Raw genomic sequence first — 17,000 nt, 5'->3', positions numbered from 1 at the left:
TGCTCGCAATCGGCGTAGAACGCGACGTACTCGGCGGCTTGCTCCAGCCGCGCTTGGCCAAAATCGAACCGTCGCGGTCGGTCCTTTTCCCAAACAAGCAGTGAGCCTCGTTTGAATTTCGACGGCAGCACCAGCGATCGTGATCTCGAAGTCGTCTGCCTCGATCCTTCCCGAACAACAGGCCGCCGATTTTCCGCACGCACCAATCGCGACGGCTAGTTTTTCGAGCGTTGATTGGCTGGAACTTGCCGTCTTCTTGCCAGCCATGGTGGTTTGATTCCGCTGCGATCGTGGATGAGGTTTCCAGGATGCCGATCGACCAAAAGCGTGATGGCATCTTGAGGAACGTGATCGAGGGAATTCTATTCTTTGATTGGCTCATGTCCAATGAGCAATCACGACAGAACACTTCTCCCCCACCAGAAATCCCCATGAATGACGTTCGAAACTTATTTGGTGCCGAGTTCTCTCCCGAGCACCAAGCCGTGCTTCAGCAAACGAAGATCGACAAACGTTTGATGACGCAGCAAAACTGGCCTTTTGAAAACCGGATTGCTGGCGTGACCAGTGGCGCGGAGATGAACGAAGCTTCCAACGACGATCCCAGCGAGTACTTCGACGACCAAGACGTGGCCGAAGACGCGATGGTCTACATCGTCGAAGGTGGGCAGATTTGCTACGGCAGCAAACGGGCTTGGGAGACCGCCCGCGGCTGCTAGCAGATGATTGCCCTGCAATTTCTGAATACCGTTGCGGCGCCGCAACACGCGGCGTCTGTCGGCCAAGTTGGAGATGTAAAAAAACAAGAATTTCAGGAGGTGATTCCAGGACTTGGTTGATGCGCCGGCGAATTCATGGCCTGATGTGTTCATCGCAACGCGGCGAACGCAAACAATACCCTTTCCACCGGAGACCCAACCATGGCCATGACCGAGACCCAAAAGACCAGAGCCGCAGCCCTTCGCACAGCGATGAAAAAGCTCGACCCGGCGACCTACCAAGACATTCGCGAATCGTACTACCGAATCGCCGACAACCTTCGCCCCTTGGTCGATGCCCTTGAAAAGGCCGACGTCGACCACGGCGGTCCGGCTGGCCCGCTCTTGGAAGAGCACTACATCTTTTGCGAGATGCTCGACCAACTCAAAAAGAGCATTCTTGGCGCGGTGGTTTAAACCCGCCTAGCCCATAGCAATTGCCGGCCACAGCACGCCCAACGTTGGTAGCTTCCGGGCGTTTTGTCGTCAGTGCGGCGGGAACCTTGCCACATCCAACCAAACGCGTCACGCTGCCCGGCAACGGGCCACGGCTTTCTCTGAACTGATCAAGCTCGTAACGGAAAACTCAACCATAATGACACAGCTCAAACCAGGCGATCGCATCCGTCTGACTTCGATGACCGACGATCCCGATCCAATTCCGACTGGCACCACCGGAACTGTCACGGGCCTGCACCTGCAAAATGGCTGGACGCAAGTCGATGTCGATTGGGACAACGGCCGATCGTTGATGCTTTCGATTCCACCGGACGTTGTCGAGCGAATCGACGCCGTTCAACCGAACGGCAGAAGCTGTTAACCCAGAGCGGCGTTTTTCGCGTCCGGTCCGCAGGAGCCGAAGCAATCGGCGAATGAACTTAGAGGGTGCCAAGATTGCGAGAGCGCGATAGCCTCGGCCTGATTTGCCAATTTTTGGCTGTCACGCAGCCCCATCGGCAACCCATCAAGATCGCCAGGAGACTCTCCCTGCTGCCGAAACCCTGCAAAAACCAGGCGTTTTTCGCGGCAAAAGCAACGCCGCGACATCAGGTACTCTAAGCGAACCGGCGTGGCAGCCTTAGTTCGCAGATTGCAAAGAGTACAGCGGAAGCAACACTCTTCGTGAAGACTCTCGAAAACTGCCAGAATCTTTTACCTCGCTCGGCAGATGGCGCTGGCAGCCCACTCCGCGATGTGCATGATTGGGTCTCTCAGTTCGAGCAGTTCTGGGACGAGAAGCTCGACGCACTTGGCGAGTATCTCGACAAGAACAAGAAATCCAAAACCAAGAAGGCGTAATCACAGGCAATCGTATGTTCGTACCGAAACCAATCACAATTCGCAAGGAACGGTTCTCGCCATCTAGAATCACGGATTCCATACTCATTGGTTGGCACCTGCCGCGCTCGTACGCCGTAGACGCTTGGGGGCATGCAACGCACGATTTGGCGAACTAAACGTCGCGTAGGCCAAGAGCAAAACCAGCATGATCGAAAGCCACAGCGGTAATTCACTCCGCAGGTAGTCGGAAACCGTCAGTGGCGGTACGCCGGCGAGTCGAACTAGTTTTTCTCTCGCAACTACTTTCGGGACGTAATTGTAGGCTTGTAGGTCATGTAAGGCGTTCGGCCTCAGATACGATCGCAACCGTGTAAGATCCAATTCTCGCGGAGTCCCAAAGATTTCCATCAAGCTGATTGCCGCCACGGTCGCTTGCCGATCACTTTCGTTCGTTTGCATGAATGCGCGAAACCCGCCAATGCTCCGAAACGCGTGTGGCTCCGTCACTTGATACTCGACAAGCCAGCGGTGGACGTCAGCGATACGACGCTCACGCTCTGTGGTCCGATCCAGCCTTTCGATGAGTTCAGAAATCAACAACACATCCGCTAGCTTTCGATACTCAAAATCTTTGGAAGCGAGCCGATTCCAATCAGCCATCAATCGCCCGGTCAATACATCACGTTCGGTTTCCGTGAAGTCGTTACTGAATGCGAGGGCAACAATGCGAAAGTAAACGGTATTCACATTCAAAATCGGTTGATCGGAATTCGTCGAGTCAGTCAACTGTCTTCGATCGGCCTGGACATCCAGGTACGCAAGCAGTTCCGAATCGGAGATCAACCCAGACCTCGCCGCAGCCGTGAGCATCCGGTCACGCATCTGAGGATGAAGCTTCAAGTCTTGCTGGAATCGCTTCAACACGAGTTCTTTGTCAAACCCAACATCCGTTTCGTCGAGCATTTGTGCAACATCTGCCCAATCATCCCAAAGGCCCATTCGTTGTCCGTCATACGATTCAACGTAAAGCCGAAGGTCCGCTGAGGTCACTCCTCCCCAATACGACTTCGAACACACGGTCATAATCAGGCAGCCTAGCAGCACACCTCCAATCACCCAAAGACTGCTCATTGACTTGCGAACTCGAGGAGTCGCCAACAGGCTCGCGGCCACAGTCACTCCCATCGCGATCAAGATCAACAGCCAATACGAAGCCAGTCGATATGCCAGACAGGCCAGTGCGATGTTGCTGATGGCGAATGTCACCAATAGGACCATTTTCGTTTGCTTGCTCAAACGATGCTCCACGCCTTGACCTGTCCATGACGACGGTCGAACCAATGCGCCGATCATGAATGAACCGCTGAATAACACGCCGGTCACCAAGTAGGGATCAAGGAGCTGCGACGAGCTCATACTTGCAAACGTCGCCGACAATTGTCCCAGTATCCCCAAGCCGGCGACACAGCTTCCGCCGACCACCGCGCGATCGATCAAGTTTTCTTTCGCAAGAGTTCGAACCAAGGATACTGTGGCGAAACCGGAACAAACAAGCGCGACCATGAGCGGCATGGACCAACCTAAGAACGGTGCAACCAATGCAGCAGTGAACACGATTGCTGCGATCCATCCGTAACGTTTCCACCACTGGGCGGTCGCTTGCCGAGCTTGTTCGATGTCGATGCTAGCCGAACCTTGCTCGTGCTGAAGAGCGCGTATTCTCATCATTCCGATCACCGTCAATCCGATCATCAAAAAACAAAGGAACGGAAACGCCAACACGACGACCATCTTCTTTCCCAGCGAAATGGCGGCAAACGAGATTGGCGCAACGCTCGTATCAAAACTTCGTCCGAGCAAATGAATCGGAACGAAAGAAGCGGCAATGCGAAGCCATTCGCTTGGTCGTGGATCGCTCGCGCTGGCGGAATCGTTCAAGTGCGCATCGCTACGTCGCTTAACCACCAATTCGACGCGATTACGGACACCATCCGCGAATGACTGGCGATCGGGCCGCCACGGTCGCAGAGCGGCGCGGATTTCATGTTCGTCGATCAAACGCTCGCCGGTAGATTGATTCATAGTAACACCGCCTTTGCCACCTGGGTCCAATTCGTGGGTTCATCCATCTGCGTTCGAAGTTTCTTTCGAGCTTGATACAAGCGACCTTCGACTGCTTTCACCGAGATCGATAAAAGTGCCGCCACTTCTACAACCGGTGTTTCGTCCAGGTAGTGCATCAAGATCACTTCGCGGTGCTTATTGGGAAGTCGCTGGATCTCGTTTCGCAATCGCAGCAAGCGCTCGTCGATGACGATGGTCTCGGAAGTGATCCGGTCGAGCAATTCTGGCTCTGCGGCGGCGGCCAAGCGTTGACGTCGCGAACGGCTTCTCGACCACGCTCGAAACTTGTTCTTGGCGATCCCCCGCAACCAACGACCAAACACAAGCGGTTCGTTCACATCACCGCGGCAGGACGCAAGGCTCAGATGCGCATCGGCAAGACTGTCCTGGGCCAATTCAGCGGCATCAAAGGCGGGTACACCCCAGGACACGAGCAATCCCGTCAAGGGAGAGCCGAATCGGTCGATACTCTCTTGAAGGTCCAAAGTGATTGTTTCTCCTGGTCGGTGTTTCGAGTGAGACCATTCTCACAGGGGAAGTGACCGACAAACGACTGATCACTCAAGGAAAATCGAAAACGGGCAAGAAATCCGTACGAATTCAATACTCATTGCCAGTCACCCGCCTCGCTTGCAAACTGTAGATAGATTTCCTTCGGCATTGGTGCCATCTCCGCGCGGCGCTTGCGAATCGAATGTCATGCGGGTCAACAGCCAGAGATTCCATTGACTCCATATAATCTACGAAGCGTGACTCGAGTTTTACTTAAGTCAGCCACCCCAAAGAAAGACTTCGCATGTCGAACTGCCTCAGGGTCCAGCATATCCATTTCCTTCAGACGCTCTTTTGCGATAGCTGTGGGGCAAGCGCGAATGAAGTTGACGACGGGGACACGGCACCGCTCAGCGTCCGGTTCCTTAAACAACGCCACAAGACGATCCATCGATTCCCAGTCTTTCAGTCGCGCGAGATCGGGGATGACAAGATCGGCAAGTGCACTATTTTCCAGAAGCAGCCGAAACGACAAGATGAGCGACTTTCTGGAAAGTGGCGAGCTGGGCAAGTCACGAACAAATCGCAGTGCTTGAATCGCGGCGTAAGTTTCTGCAAAGGTTGCTTGTGAATCGACCAAGTACCGGCTGTGCACCATTGGCAATCCAGCTTCGCCCTTCAAGGCCAGGTAGCATCCGAGCCAAATATCAAGAGATGCGGGAATGTCCCTGGCTGTCAATTCTTGTTGAATCCACTCAGCGTCGGCAGCGTTTCCGCATCGAGCCAACATCGCCAAATACAGCCGACGACGATCTGCGGCAATGTCAGGCTCACTCAACCACTGACGTATCTTTGTTCGATCCAACTGGTCACACGCTCTCTCAAACGCGTCGTCCGCTGCAACAACGAACTCCAGATGAGCATTCGCTGACACAGATTGGTCTGCGTGCTCCAGCAGCGTCTGGAAAAACGTCAATCGTTGGGCACCAGACTGCTCCAGCCCATTTACGGTTAGCACATGCTCTCGATACGCTTGCGTCACTGACCTAGCCACACGCCAACTTATTTCTTTGCTTGACTTGCTTCGTTTGCCTACCAACAGAAACATTTCCCCTTTCGGATCGCCGCCAGACGGCCGAGCGACCACTGTTGATCCTGCAAGTGACGGTTCGCCTTTCAGCACGTCACTGATTTCAAACGACGCGTACTTCGTGTTTTTCTGACTGGTTAAATCCGAGACGGACGAATCTGACCTCCTGGCAATCACCGCAGCATGGTTCTGGCCCAGGATCTCCGTGAAAGTCCAAACGGGCATGAACCTGTCTGCACTCGTCGCCGTGGTCGGGACCAACCCTTCAGCACGGACATCGACCGGTACTAGGAGAACACACACGGCGACGGCAATAACTTGACTGCGCAAGTGTGAGTTTGTCTCGGTCGTGGTCCTCTGAGCTGAAGTTGCATCTAAACGACATCCATGAACTAGTTCTCGAGCGTTATTCACGATTGTGTCCCCTGCAACTGACGAGTGAAAATCGGCTTGTTCGTAACGGGCCTTAAAACGGTTGATTTGGATTGTTTTGCCGTTGTCATTGCTCTTCCTTCGATGGCTTCTTTTCAGAATCACCGTTCTGTGCGTTAGATTGCGTCTGGGCAGCTTGTACAATCGCAGTCACTGCGCTGGGCATGTTTCCATATGTCGCCAGCAAGAGTCCACTTTCGTCAGCGTCAACCATCACCAAGACCTCACCATAAGTCTCTCCGACACCGTCGGCCGGTACTGTATTCTCCACAAGCAACGTAAAGACATTGCCGCGGAATCCTGCAGACTTGACATCTTTCTTCCATTCGCTAGAACGCTTTGCCTGCTCATCAAAACTCGGCTTCATCCGCAAACGCTTGAAGAATCCTGCGGCAGGCTCGCTCAAACCTGTTGAAAACTCATCGTACCGTTCGGTAGCAAAATCCAAGAACAGGTCCTGGAATCGATCAACTGCGGTCTTGAGCTTAGGTTGGTGCGGGGAGTTATCCCGCACAGCCTCGCCATTCATGAGATAGACAGCCACCTCGTTCCCTTCAACTTGTGTACAGACCTTTCCGAGCGGCATTGCGTGATCCAGGACCGACGTCGTTGCGTAGGGAAACCTGTCTGGAAAGTGATATTTGGCAAATGCCCAGACAGTGACGAATTCACTTGCAACCTGATCCAGTTCTCCAAAACTAAAGTTGACCTGCAGAGACTCGATATGCACGGGAATCACCAGGTTAGAGATTGCACCTACAACATTCTCACCTGACACATAAGCGTACTCGCCGATGAACATACAGGTTCCAAGTACGACGTCCTCGAAGAACTTGATCGGCTTCAACATGGTTGCAGCACGGTCCGCAAGCTTCTTCTTCTTCGCAGGATCCGGTGAGTACATCAGCTCGCTGGTGTTCAAACTGTCTCCCATTCGGATACTGTCAAGCAACCTGGCCGCCACCTTAACTGGCTCTGAGACCTCATCGTCCGTCAGGGCATCACGAATGGATAGCTGCACAATCTCTGTTTTTACACAAGCCATCACCGGAGTCGCCACGTAATGCTCGAATTCGGTTTGGTAGGGAACAGGCACACACAACCCAATTGTCTTGCGCCCCAGCTCTGAGATGTCAACTGTATCCTTCATTGGGCTGTACTCTTCAACGACTCGATGCTGCAAATTCTGAGAGGTGAGCTCCGATTCAACGGTGTTCTCCTGAGCCCGCTGACCACACCCAATCGGCATCAGCAAGAAGATCCAGATTGTGAATAAGTCTTTTCGCATTATTCTGTTTTTCCTGGTTCAAAGTTTGAAGTCTTTAGGGCAAGCCTGTCACGGCCTATCGCCCCATTGGTGTGGCGTCTACATCGGCAATCGCCTTGGGATCGGCACCGTGTTCGAGCAGCAACTTGACACACTCGTCGCAACCAAATTTCGTGGCAAGATGCAAAGCGGTTTGTCCATCATGGCGAGCGATATTCGGATCAGCACCCTTCTCGAGCAACAACCGAACGGTCGCCGGTTGCTTCCCGATGCAGGCTCGTTGCAGGGCCGTGTAGTCGGCCTTGAAATTGACATCAGCCCCAAGTTCAATCAGCTTTGCAACGGCTTCAATATGTCCTTGCTCTGCTGCATAGGCCAGCGGAGTGGCCCCGTAGTGATACCCTTGTTCAATACTGGGTTTGCGTTTCATTAACTCGACAATCACATCCACTCGACCATGAACCGAAGCCAAGTGCAGCAAATGCAACGCATCGATCTGATCAGCTGGCATCGCCGCCGTCTCTTGCTTAACCGCTGCAAGGTTGCCACGCACGACCGCAAACTGGGCGGGATTGAGGTCAAGATTCCATTGTGTGTAAAGCAGTTCAATCACTGCGACATTCGGGCTCTGTAGGATGTGAAGCTTCAGGCTGTTTCGATCCGCTGCAACGACTGAATTCATCAGCGACTTGACGGCGTTCAGGTCACCGCTTTGAATCGTCTTTAACATGGCGTTCAAATTGTCCGTGTAATCTTCAAATTCAGTGCCTGGAACACTGAGCGTATGCTCGGCTTGTTTCCCCGCCTCGACATTCACAGAAATACGAGAATGAACGCCGACACGTTCGTGCCATACAAACAACGTATATTCGCCTGCGGACAGGTCTTTGATTTCGTACCTTCCATCGGTGTCTGTGATTGCGGTGAACGAATGATCGACGGCTAGAATGTATGAATCAATATTCAACAGGTCGGAATGAATTCTGACAGGGACAGGTTCGTTCTTCCCGAAAACATAGGCTTCCTGGCGGCGTTGCCCAGGTTGAAGCAGGAAGTTCAGAGATTCGGAGTACGTTGGCGAGAAGCGAAAATCACTCAAGTGATCGTGAGCATTACGGAACGAAATCAGCTGGCCGACTCGAACAATTTGCACGCGAGGATGCATCGTAAAAAAGTTCTTCACTTCAATGATGGCAGGTTCGCCTGGCGGTTGCGGCGCAACGTAACCTTCGGGCGGCTTGCGGATGTAAACGAGCGCATTGGCTAGTCCACCATCCTGACTGACTAACAACGATTGATCTTGGACTTGCACTCTCGCTGCTTCAATGCGAGCACGTTGCTCAATGGTCGGAAAATGCCCAAAGTTGGGCTGCCCGTTCGGCAGCATCCGAAGCGGAGGCACTTTAGGAATGGGAGCTGTCAGCACAATTCGCCCGCTCATGGAGCCTGTCGCAACTTGTTGAGCGTTGGCAACGACGGTCCAACTAATGCAAAGTAAAAGCATCGTCAGAATCAAATGGTGTCGAACAGTTCGCAGGTACGTCGATTCACGAATCATGTTGTTCATTGGACGACTATTCTCTTAGAATCGGTCAGACGAGGCGTTCAAATAGTCTTCGAGTTGCTGCGTATTACAACAAGCCGAATCCCGATTTAACTGCATGATTAAGTCCTTCAATTATTGTATTGTAGTGGATGAGTTTACGAGTCCCGCGCGGCACATTAAGCCGCACCTACCTCCACCGCGAATTCTGAGATTCAAGACGAATTTAGCATTGGCGACCGGGTTCCCGTCTTAGTCGATCAAATTGAACGGAATGGCATCGGGGAGAACAAAAGGCGTGGATTTCTTCGACCCAGAGTCGGCTTGCGGAAAGTTCTTGGCCCGCGACATCGTGAGACGATGTTGATAGACGATTCCTTTCTGGATGAACGTCTCCCGGTCTGGTAAGCCTCTTGTTTCGACCTTCGTTGCGTAAAGGATCTACCGCCGGTGATCGATCAGCAGCACTGTCGGCCCAAACCACACGCTATCTTTGCTGATCGAACATTGGCAGTTGCGGGGGCTTCCCGCTGTCGGACGTTGAACAGTCCACAAACGCAATCGTTGTTGAACCAACGCGAACCACGCCGTCACTTGCCTTCAACCCCTTTGATGCGCCAGGATAAACGCGTTCAAGCACGTCCAGTGGAACGATCGGAGCGCCGCCCTGAGTCTCGATCAGCAGCACCTGTCCTTGTGCTAGTGGGAGCAGATTGTCGTAGTCGGAGTTGAACGACCTGCGGACGGTCCAACCACGCTGACGCGCAGACTCGGATAGCGTCTTGTAGTGCGGATTGTTACCGATGACGTAGGCATCGACGCCGACAAAAGCCACGTCCTTGATATCAACCGGTAACATTGAGTCATCGAGTTGCGAAAAGTACGAGTTCGTCTGTTCCTTCCATTGCTCCCATTGCAGCGACATGACCATCTGCTGCGGATCGTTGCCTTTGTGGTAGGCAAAACGATCTCCAGGAAGAATGCGCGACTCGGGTGAGTAATGCATGTAGATCTGCTTTGCTCCTGGATCGAGCAATACCCACTGATTGTCCAGATAGACTTCCAGGAATACATGTCCCGACCATGACTTGAATGACCGTCCCTTCTTTAGATCCCAAATCCATGGAACGTCCATCGTCTTGACCCAGACGGTGGGTACGCCCGCAGCTTGCAAAAGGACGCCACACACGATCGCTTGGTCAGCACACCCACCATAGCAACCTTGCTCGACGACGGTGTCGTAGTTCCGCCACTCGTAGGCCTTCGTCCCGTCATAGCTCAAGTTTGCGTCCATCCACTCCAAGACGTTTTTGATCGTCGCCCGCGAATCGTTGCCCTTGAGCGCAGATGCTTGCTCCGCGATGGCGTGAGCGCTGCCCAGCGTATCGGAGATCGCCGTGTAAGCATCCGGATTGGAGTAGTCAATGGAGTTAACAGTTGGTTCTGACGCGACAAGAACCGCTAAATGAAGCTCAAGAGCCAGCGTTATCGTTGCAATCAATCGAAGGAACGATGTCATGGTATTTCCTGTGATAATTGTACTTGTTTTCAATAACCGGCAGCGGCAGCACATTCGGTTGAAGGTTACGTTTAGTAGTTTGCAGAATTACTTTTCTTCGGGGTTGTCGGTTTTTTCTGTTGCAAATTCACCAAGAATCACCTGCATCTTGACTGTCCCGCCGAGAGTTTGAAATCCATTCTTCTCGTAAAGTCCGGCGTGGAGGTGAAGACTTGACGTTTGGGCAGCTGACTCAGCAATTTGAAAAGAGTAACGCACGCCATCGCCGTCGGGTCTCCCGTACAGATTGACAGAAGCGATCTTCTCCTTCGCCGTGGCGATTGTCAGGTTCGCGCTGATGGCAGCCCCGTCTTTGTAAAGTTGACCGGCATTTGTAATTGCACTGGCATTTGCGAACACGTCGACTTCGATCATTCCGTCCGCCGTTTGCGTCTGGATGACCAACCCATCGGGGCACTGCTTTGACGAGCGAATTTCCAAATGCTTCGTATCAGCTTTCGCTTCCGAATAGGCGGCGAGCGTCAGCACAATTACAGCGGTAACGGTAGCGGGACTTACGAACTTCTTCATGACACACCTCTACGGAAAGGGTTGAGTGGTTGCGGCTAACGAAACGTTTTGGGAATAGGAGGGTCCGCGCCGCCAACAGATGCAGTGCCTGTATCGGGAGCTGTCGTAGACTTTCTTGGAACCGTTACAACTGGATAGAACCGTGACACATCAACGTAAATACTTCCGAGTGGTGTTGCGGCGTCTGTTTCGTATAACGCGGCTTTGTAGATGACGATGTGCAGGCGTCCCTTGCCGAACGGCTCTACGTGTCGCGCCTGCGACGTGAAGTCGACGAGTTTGTTTGTGACCACGCGGACATCATCAAGCACTTGCCTAACATTGTGCCCTCGCTGCCGCTGTTGCTCCGCCCATGCCGAAAATACTTCACTCTTCGTTGACGTGTTGAGGTGGACGAGCGGCTGATCGATTGAAATCGTCATAGATTCGATCGCGTTCCGGATCGTATGTTTGTTGGCGGACAGCTTCCATGGGTCGGCTGGGGCAGTTCGTTCGCCCAGACGCTTCGCCAAACGTCTCGCTTGCAGTGGTGTTAGAATCTTGGATAATTCCGCATCGAATTGCCGATCAATCCAATATCGAATCCAACACGATTTTCGAGCCGGGTCCTCCAGCGGATCAGCATCGAGTGTCGTTCGTAGCGGCGACGCAGCCTGACCGGCGAAGTGCTGTGCTAACTGTGCAAGTATCTGCTCACGTATCGCGATGGTCCTTTCGATTTGCGTCTGCTGACCGTCGGTGAGTTTCAACGTTTGTGTGATGGCTGGATCCTTGCAGAGCAGCACATTCGGCCCCATCTGTTGTAGCCTGAGTTGGACTGCTCTCTCGATTTGTTCTTGAGTCATTTGCTCCTGCATTTGACCCAGGAGTTGATCCCAAGACGGTGGCTTAGCGATGCGTGTTTCCGCCTCGGCTTCCGCATCGAAATAGAGCCCCGCGATCCAACCGTTGAATGGTTTAATCTGCGCGGCGGACTGGAATTCCTCATTGGTCAGTAGCCACGCCTCGTAATGTTCCTCGGACCAAGTACTAGGACGCGGCAAATGAGGAAATGGAATTTCGCAGAGTGAAAAACGATCAACAGCTTCGGCGTCACTTGCCGCGAGGACTCCTGAAACTTGCTCGGTTTTTGATCCTGTGGAATTCTCTGCAGAGAAAGGATCTTCACGATTAGGAGTCGTTTGCGAATTTGATTCCTTTTGCATTGAATGATTCGTGTCAACTACGGGTCGTGTCTTCTCGCTTCCCTTGTGTTCAAAATTGCGACTATTGCCCAACTGCGAACGTTGTTGAATAAGATTTTGCAGAGCCGCCTCATATTTTGCCAATGCCAGAGGGGATACTTCGCCTTCCGCGACGAGCTTCCCAAGCCGAATCAGATTTCGGTTGGCCTGGGCTATCGCTTCGTCGAGATCAAATTCTGCTGACTCCGCTTCGTCTGCTTCTGGCATGTGTTCTTGTCCAGCTTCGCTATAGGGCGTTCCGGTGCTGGGCGGAGCCAACAACCTCGTTCGCACATAGATGACGGAATCACCTACTTTGACCGGCAGCCCATCATGTTCGCTGACGATTCGGGTGACGGATTGATCGGCAGAAGCGGTCACGACTTCCAACCTTCCAAGTTCATACGGCGTCCCCGATTCCAGGCGGTCGCCCGGATACACACCGTCGTCAGTACCCAGCGACACCACAACGGTATGTTTGTTACGGCTTAGGACCTTTCCTTTGGCGAGTGCGTCCTTTTGCATCGCGCGAATGTTCCACTTCAATCTCGCGACAACTTGTTGGCCGTCTCGAAGCAACCGAACGGACACCGGTGCACCAAAGTCCGTGCGTTGCCATGCTAGACCGATTGATTCGATGGACTCGACCGGCATTGAGTCAATTTCAACAAGGATGTCGCCAACCCGCAGCATCGCATCCTCTGCCGGTCCATTTTCACGCAAATGAGTTACACGAAGTCCGCCGTTCCATTGCGAAGCAGGCAGTTCCTCCTTGTGTACAGGCACGAACACTGCACCGGCAACATTCCAGAGGATTGTTTCCTCACGAACTTCCCTAGCGTTGATGACAACATCAGCGCTGTGCACCGGGGTTTTTGCGAACCGACCATCGAGCTTGGCCCCATCAACGGAGGTCGATTCCGCGTTGCTTCCCCGGGCACCATTGCGTTTGACGTAGGATTCTAGGAACTGTTCCGCCTGGTCCGGCCAATAGATTCCGAAATGTTTAATGCGCCAAGTACCGCGTTCTCGGCTGAGTCCGGCTATCACTTTCACCGGATCGCGAGCAAGCGGAATACTCATCGAACGAGCTACGAGAATCATTTCGTCAACAGCGTTGAGATTGAAATATGTGTCAGTGAACTCAGGTAGTGTGGAGAATAGCTTCTGAGACGCCTTGTTCGATAGAAATTCGTCGCAATTCGGCTGATGCTTGTCAGCGAGGTACTTTTTTGCTTCGTCATTTGGTTTTGATAGCGCCGCCGCAACAAATTGAACCGCGACTCTCCTGGCTTCTGTTATTTCGATGTCCACATCCGAAGCAGAACGACTCGAACCTGTGCCATCTTGTTGCCTGAAAACTCGAACAGTTTCTGTTTCACTTCGTTTCAGTACAACAACGCCATTCTCAACCGCTAACAACTTTAACTCGCCATCAACTTCGACAACGTACTTTCCTGCAGCGATTCGAGTCGACTTACCTGATCGCGATACGGTCAGCTTCTGCACGATCTTATCGCCTTGCATGATGCGGATTGGGACATCATCCGCGTCGCACTCAATCGTCAGCGTGCCTTTGTTTAATTCCAGCACGATCAACACACCGGCGAAGATCAGCGAAAAGGCGAAGGCAGCGGCGGCGATGTATTTTCCCATCGGTGGGCGTGGAGTCGAACGCTCACAAGTCAGCCTGCGATGGTTTTCGGGGCGAAGAGCTTCGATCACTTCTTCTGCGGTTTGATATCGATCGTTGGCCGACTTGGACAGCAATTGCATAGCGATCGATTCGAGCCACTCGGGCACTTCAGCGTTGATTTCTCGGATAGGACGTGGCTCATCATTGACGATGCGGTGCAGCACTCCCATCGTTGTTTCGGCGCGGAAAGGGCTGCGACCGGTCAACATGTAGTAGATCAAGCTGCCGAGGCTGAACAAGTCACTACGGTGGTCGATCGAATCGCCATGCGCTTGTTCAGGCGACATGTATTGCGGCGTGCCTGCGATTACACCGCTGCGCGTCATGCTGGCGTCGTCAATCGCACGGGCCAATCCGAAGTCAGTGATTTGAACTCGCTCGACACCGTTTTCGAGCAGCACGTTCGCTGGCTTGATGTCGCGATGAACGAGTCCCTGGGCATGCGCGGCGGCCAAGCCTTCGGCGACCTGCGAAGCGATCCGAATGACTTCGATGATTTCCAGTGGTCCGCTTTGCTCGACTCGTTTCTGTAGATTCTGCCCCTCGACGACTGGCATCACCAGATAAGGTAACCCGTTGTGTTCATCCACCGTTTGAATTGGCACGACATGCGGATGGACAACGGCGGCGGCACTCTTTGCCTCGCGTGAAAAACGTTTGCGGGCTGCGGCACTGCTGGCGAGTTCCGGAGAGAGAACTTTCACCGCTGAGTGGCGATTCAGCGACGTGTCATAGCCTCGCATCACGATCCCCATGCCGCCGCGCCCGAGCAGTTCCATGATTTCATAGCGAGCAAACCGACCGAGCGAACCTGGATGGTCGGAGGGTTCGAGGAAACTTGTCGTGGCATGAGCTTCCAGCTTGTGATTCGTGCCGTTCTCAGGCTGGAGTCCTAAGCTACTCTTTCGCAACACTTCCCCAACCTCATCCCAGGATAGGCCCCCTTCCATCATGTCTTCGAGGCGATCCTGGCACTCAGCGCAGGACTCCACATGGGCGACAATTTCGTCCTGGCTGTCGCCGAGCCGATTACTGAGCAAACTTCCGAGCGTTTGTTCGTCGTAATGAAATCTTGCGATCATGTGTCATTGTCCTGTTTTGAATCGTGAATATGTTGTCGGAACCTTGCCAGCACGCGGCAGCGGGCAACGCGGATGCTGCCGGCTGACTTACTCAGACGATTAGCCGCTTCGTCAATCGAAAGCTGCTCGACCGACGTCAGCCAAAACGCCATCCACGTCGACTCACTGAACTCCGCTTGCAGCTTCTCAGCCGCTTGCTGAAACTCAAATCGGCGAACTTCCAACTGAAACAGCGTCGCCGTCTCGCCCTCGGGCGAAGGTTGCTGCAACAACATTTGCTGCACATCACTGTCGCCGCTACCGATCGGCCCTTTGGATCGGGTCAAGTGATTGACGACCAAGTTGCGAGTAATCTGACACAGCCAACGGCGAAACGAGCCCGTGCCAGTGGACTGGAACGAACCAACTCGCCGCCCGACGGCGGAAAGCACGTCTTGAGCCAGATCATCGGCATCGGCATGTTGCAGTCCTCGGGCTTGGGCCACTCGCACGATGATCGGCCGATAGATCGTAGCGAACTCCGTCCAGGCTTCCTGAGAAGCCGGATCGCTCAAGCTGACCAGCAGCGACGCTCGTGTTTCCGGATCGTGCAACACATCTCTCCTACCTACAAATCACACCCAAGGAGCTATTGTTACAAGAAAAGCGGGCCTGATTGCGTTCGAGTAGCACTTGCATAACGTTCTGTTCCTCGATTTTTGGGACTTCTGACGCCAAACTTGAACTTTCGTGGAAGCGTTTTCCGTATCTGTTGTTCTACATATCCGGAAACTTGTCTTCATCATCCGCGAGCGCCCATTCGCCCTGTGCGTTGGGTTTCAATCTGACTGTGTTGCCGGTGCAAAGGTCCGTCACTTTGAATTCACTACCAGATGTGTCGATCAATGTCCGTATACACAACGCAGGGGATTTATCGAAACCTTCAACGATCAATTGCCCATTGCCGTCGACTTGAAATGCGGCCAAGGCATACGACGCTTTGGGGAAATAGAGTCGAAGCACGCCATCCTGTTGGCAGAACGCCCGATCAAAAGTTGCATCACCGTCGAGCTTAAGGGCGTTGTCCTCCTGCCAGGCAGTTTTGCGTGATTCCGCAATTTGAACTGGAAATCGCGCATCCACAGCGACCCGGCCTGTTTGCAGAGAAACGTATTCCGACCAACTAGATGTCCTCCTTCTGTATTTGGCTGAGTTCTCCCCGCCGGGCGGAATCTCCTCCCAAGATGGTCGATGCCTTGAGCGCTGCTCGTGAGCCAGTTCTTGCAAAGTAAACTGAGCGAATGCTTGAAAGCGACCAGACTTGATGCGCTGGGCGAATGGATATGCCTTGACTGATGTCTTGACATTCTCCTCAGCGTCGACGTCGAAGAGTCCGACCGAAAAGGGATTGGCTAGGACACACTGTTCACCCGGTGCAAGAACTGTCCGGCGCAGTAGCTTCGGTACATGGTAGTACCACTCGGACCAAGATTGGTCTTCCACCCGAATGACTTTCTGGTCATTCTCAACGAGAAATGGCTGGACATGCGAGTTCCACTCTTCAAACCGAATGTGGTCATGACGCGTCACGTTCCTTACGACTACTGCGCCCGTAACCAACACTGAATGTTCATCACAGACAATGACATCGGACTGGACCAGAGCCGCGCGCAGTCCGTTGACTTCCGGCCCCCAGGCGGCTTCGGGGATCTGCAAAGCCTGAGCAACGCTGGGTGGCCGCAAGAATTCGCTGCGACTATCTACAGCGGCGTCACGACGTCCGAAATCACTTTTGTGCTGTGCTCGACTCGGAGAAATCGGGATGAACATGAGTCCCGCGACGACTGCCAGTCGAACGATTCGAGAAAGCGGTAACGATGAGCGTAAGGGAGCAAGCATTTCAAGTCTCGCAATTCAAGTGAGTGAGCGGAAAGCGAGTTAGTG

General features: G+C 53.3%; 14 protein-coding genes. 4 read left to right on the top strand and 10 right to left on the bottom strand.

Annotated elements, in window-relative coordinates; translation table 11 throughout:
- The first annotated feature begins 431 nt into the window (after nucleotides 1–431).
- The 4 genes from Poly41_RS14720 to Poly41_RS34110 all read left to right on the top strand — a co-directional run bounded on the left by Poly41_RS14720 (nucleotide 432) and on the right by Poly41_RS34110 (nucleotide 2,057).
- Nucleotides 432–719: a hypothetical protein gene (locus tag Poly41_RS14720; RefSeq protein ID WP_146527075.1), complete on the top strand. Its 288-nt coding sequence runs from the start codon at nucleotides 432–434 to the stop codon at nucleotides 717–719.
- Nucleotides 720–920: 201 nt separating this feature from the next.
- Nucleotides 921–1,175 carry a hypothetical protein gene (locus tag Poly41_RS14715; RefSeq protein ID WP_146527073.1) on the top strand — a complete coding sequence of 85 codons (255 nt, stop codon included), beginning with the start codon at nucleotides 921–923 and terminating at the stop codon, nucleotides 1,173–1,175.
- Between the two features lie 178 nt (nucleotides 1,176–1,353).
- Nucleotides 1,354–1,578: a DUF4314 domain-containing protein gene (locus Poly41_RS14710; RefSeq protein ID WP_146527071.1), complete on the top strand. Its 225-nt coding sequence runs from the start codon at nucleotides 1,354–1,356 to the stop codon at nucleotides 1,576–1,578.
- Between the two features lie 302 nt (nucleotides 1,579–1,880).
- Nucleotides 1,881–2,057, top strand: a complete 177-nt coding sequence (locus tag Poly41_RS34110) for a hypothetical protein (protein ID WP_197231348.1) — start codon at nucleotides 1,881–1,883, stop codon at nucleotides 2,055–2,057.
- An 84-nt stretch (nucleotides 2,058–2,141) separates the two neighbouring features.
- On the opposite strand, the gene Poly41_RS14700 is transcribed toward Poly41_RS34110, so the two are convergent.
- The 10 genes from Poly41_RS14700 to Poly41_RS14655 form a co-directional block, all read right to left on the bottom strand.
- Nucleotides 2,142–4,121: a hypothetical protein gene (locus Poly41_RS14700; RefSeq protein WP_146527069.1), complete on the bottom strand. Its 1,980-nt coding sequence runs from the start codon at nucleotides 4,119–4,121 to the stop codon at nucleotides 2,142–2,144.
- Complete coding sequence (locus Poly41_RS14695) at nucleotides 4,118–4,648, bottom strand: RNA polymerase sigma factor (protein ID WP_197231347.1); 531 nt, start codon at nucleotides 4,646–4,648, stop codon at nucleotides 4,118–4,120. The genes Poly41_RS14700 and Poly41_RS14695 overlap by 4 nt, the downstream gene beginning before the upstream one ends.
- A gap of 221 nt (nucleotides 4,649–4,869) precedes the next feature.
- Entirely contained in the window at nucleotides 4,870–6,048 is a 1,179-nt protein-coding gene (locus Poly41_RS14690) for a hypothetical protein (RefSeq protein WP_146527065.1), read from the bottom strand.
- A gap of 196 nt (nucleotides 6,049–6,244) precedes the next feature.
- On the bottom strand, nucleotides 6,245–7,465 hold the full coding sequence (locus Poly41_RS14685) for a hypothetical protein (protein WP_146527063.1): 1,221 nt from the start codon (nucleotides 7,463–7,465) through the stop codon (nucleotides 6,245–6,247).
- Between the two features lie 55 nt (nucleotides 7,466–7,520).
- Nucleotides 7,521–9,011 (bottom strand): ankyrin repeat domain-containing protein, encoded by a 1,491-nt coding sequence (locus Poly41_RS14680; protein ID WP_146527061.1) that lies wholly within the window; start codon nucleotides 9,009–9,011, stop codon nucleotides 7,521–7,523.
- A 463-nt stretch (nucleotides 9,012–9,474) separates the two neighbouring features.
- On the bottom strand, nucleotides 9,475–10,506 hold the full coding sequence (locus Poly41_RS14675; RefSeq protein ID WP_197231346.1) for a transglutaminase domain-containing protein: 1,032 nt from the start codon (nucleotides 10,504–10,506) through the stop codon (nucleotides 9,475–9,477).
- Nucleotides 10,507–10,593: 87 nt separating this feature from the next.
- The gene (locus Poly41_RS14670; protein WP_146527057.1) at nucleotides 10,594–11,076 is read right to left on the bottom strand and encodes a hypothetical protein; all 483 of its coding nucleotides are present in this window, start codon (nucleotides 11,074–11,076) and stop codon (nucleotides 10,594–10,596) included.
- Between the two features lie 35 nt (nucleotides 11,077–11,111).
- A complete protein-coding gene (locus tag Poly41_RS14665) occupies nucleotides 11,112–15,077 on the bottom strand; it encodes a protein kinase domain-containing protein (protein ID WP_146527055.1) in 3,966 nt (1,321 codons plus the stop codon).
- Nucleotides 15,074–15,673 (bottom strand): RNA polymerase sigma factor, encoded by a 600-nt coding sequence (locus Poly41_RS14660; RefSeq protein ID WP_146527053.1) that lies wholly within the window; start codon nucleotides 15,671–15,673, stop codon nucleotides 15,074–15,076. The genes Poly41_RS14665 and Poly41_RS14660 overlap by 4 nt, the downstream gene beginning before the upstream one ends.
- 160 nt (nucleotides 15,674–15,833) lie before the next feature.
- On the bottom strand, nucleotides 15,834–16,772 hold the full coding sequence (locus Poly41_RS14655) for a hypothetical protein (protein ID WP_146527051.1): 939 nt from the start codon (nucleotides 16,770–16,772) through the stop codon (nucleotides 15,834–15,836).
- Nucleotides 16,773–17,000: the final 228 nt, after the last annotated feature.

It is taken from the genome of Novipirellula artificiosorum, assembly GCF_007860135.1.
In the GTDB taxonomy this organism is placed as follows: Bacteria; Planctomycetota; Planctomycetia; order Pirellulales; family Pirellulaceae; genus Novipirellula_A; species Novipirellula_A artificiosorum.
The sequence above is the reverse complement of the archived record's forward strand: the minus strand, read 5'-3'. Positions and strand labels throughout refer to the sequence as shown.

Coding starts and splice junctions, on each gene's coding strand:
- Poly41_RS14720 (WP_146527075.1), top strand. CDS start 432: ATGAATGACGTTCGAAACTTATTTGGTGCCGAGTTCTCTCCCGAGCAC.
- Poly41_RS14715 (WP_146527073.1), top strand. CDS start 921: ATGGCCATGACCGAGACCCAAAAGACCAGAGCCGCAGCCCTTCGCACA.
- Poly41_RS14710 (WP_146527071.1), top strand. CDS start 1,354: ATGACACAGCTCAAACCAGGCGATCGCATCCGTCTGACTTCGATGACC.
- Poly41_RS14700 (WP_146527069.1), bottom strand. CDS start 4,121: ATGAATCAATCTACCGGCGAGCGTTTGATCGACGAACATGAAATCCGC.
- Poly41_RS14685 (WP_146527063.1), bottom strand. CDS start 7,465: ATGCGAAAAGACTTATTCACAATCTGGATCTTCTTGCTGATGCCGATT.
- Poly41_RS14680 (WP_146527061.1), bottom strand. CDS start 9,011: ATGAACAACATGATTCGTGAATCGACGTACCTGCGAACTGTTCGACAC.
- Poly41_RS14675 (WP_197231346.1), bottom strand. CDS start 10,506: ATGACATCGTTCCTTCGATTGATTGCAACGATAACGCTGGCTCTTGAG.
- Poly41_RS14670 (WP_146527057.1), bottom strand. CDS start 11,076: ATGAAGAAGTTCGTAAGTCCCGCTACCGTTACCGCTGTAATTGTGCTG.
- Poly41_RS14665 (WP_146527055.1), bottom strand. CDS start 15,077: ATGATCGCAAGATTTCATTACGACGAACAAACGCTCGGAAGTTTGCTC.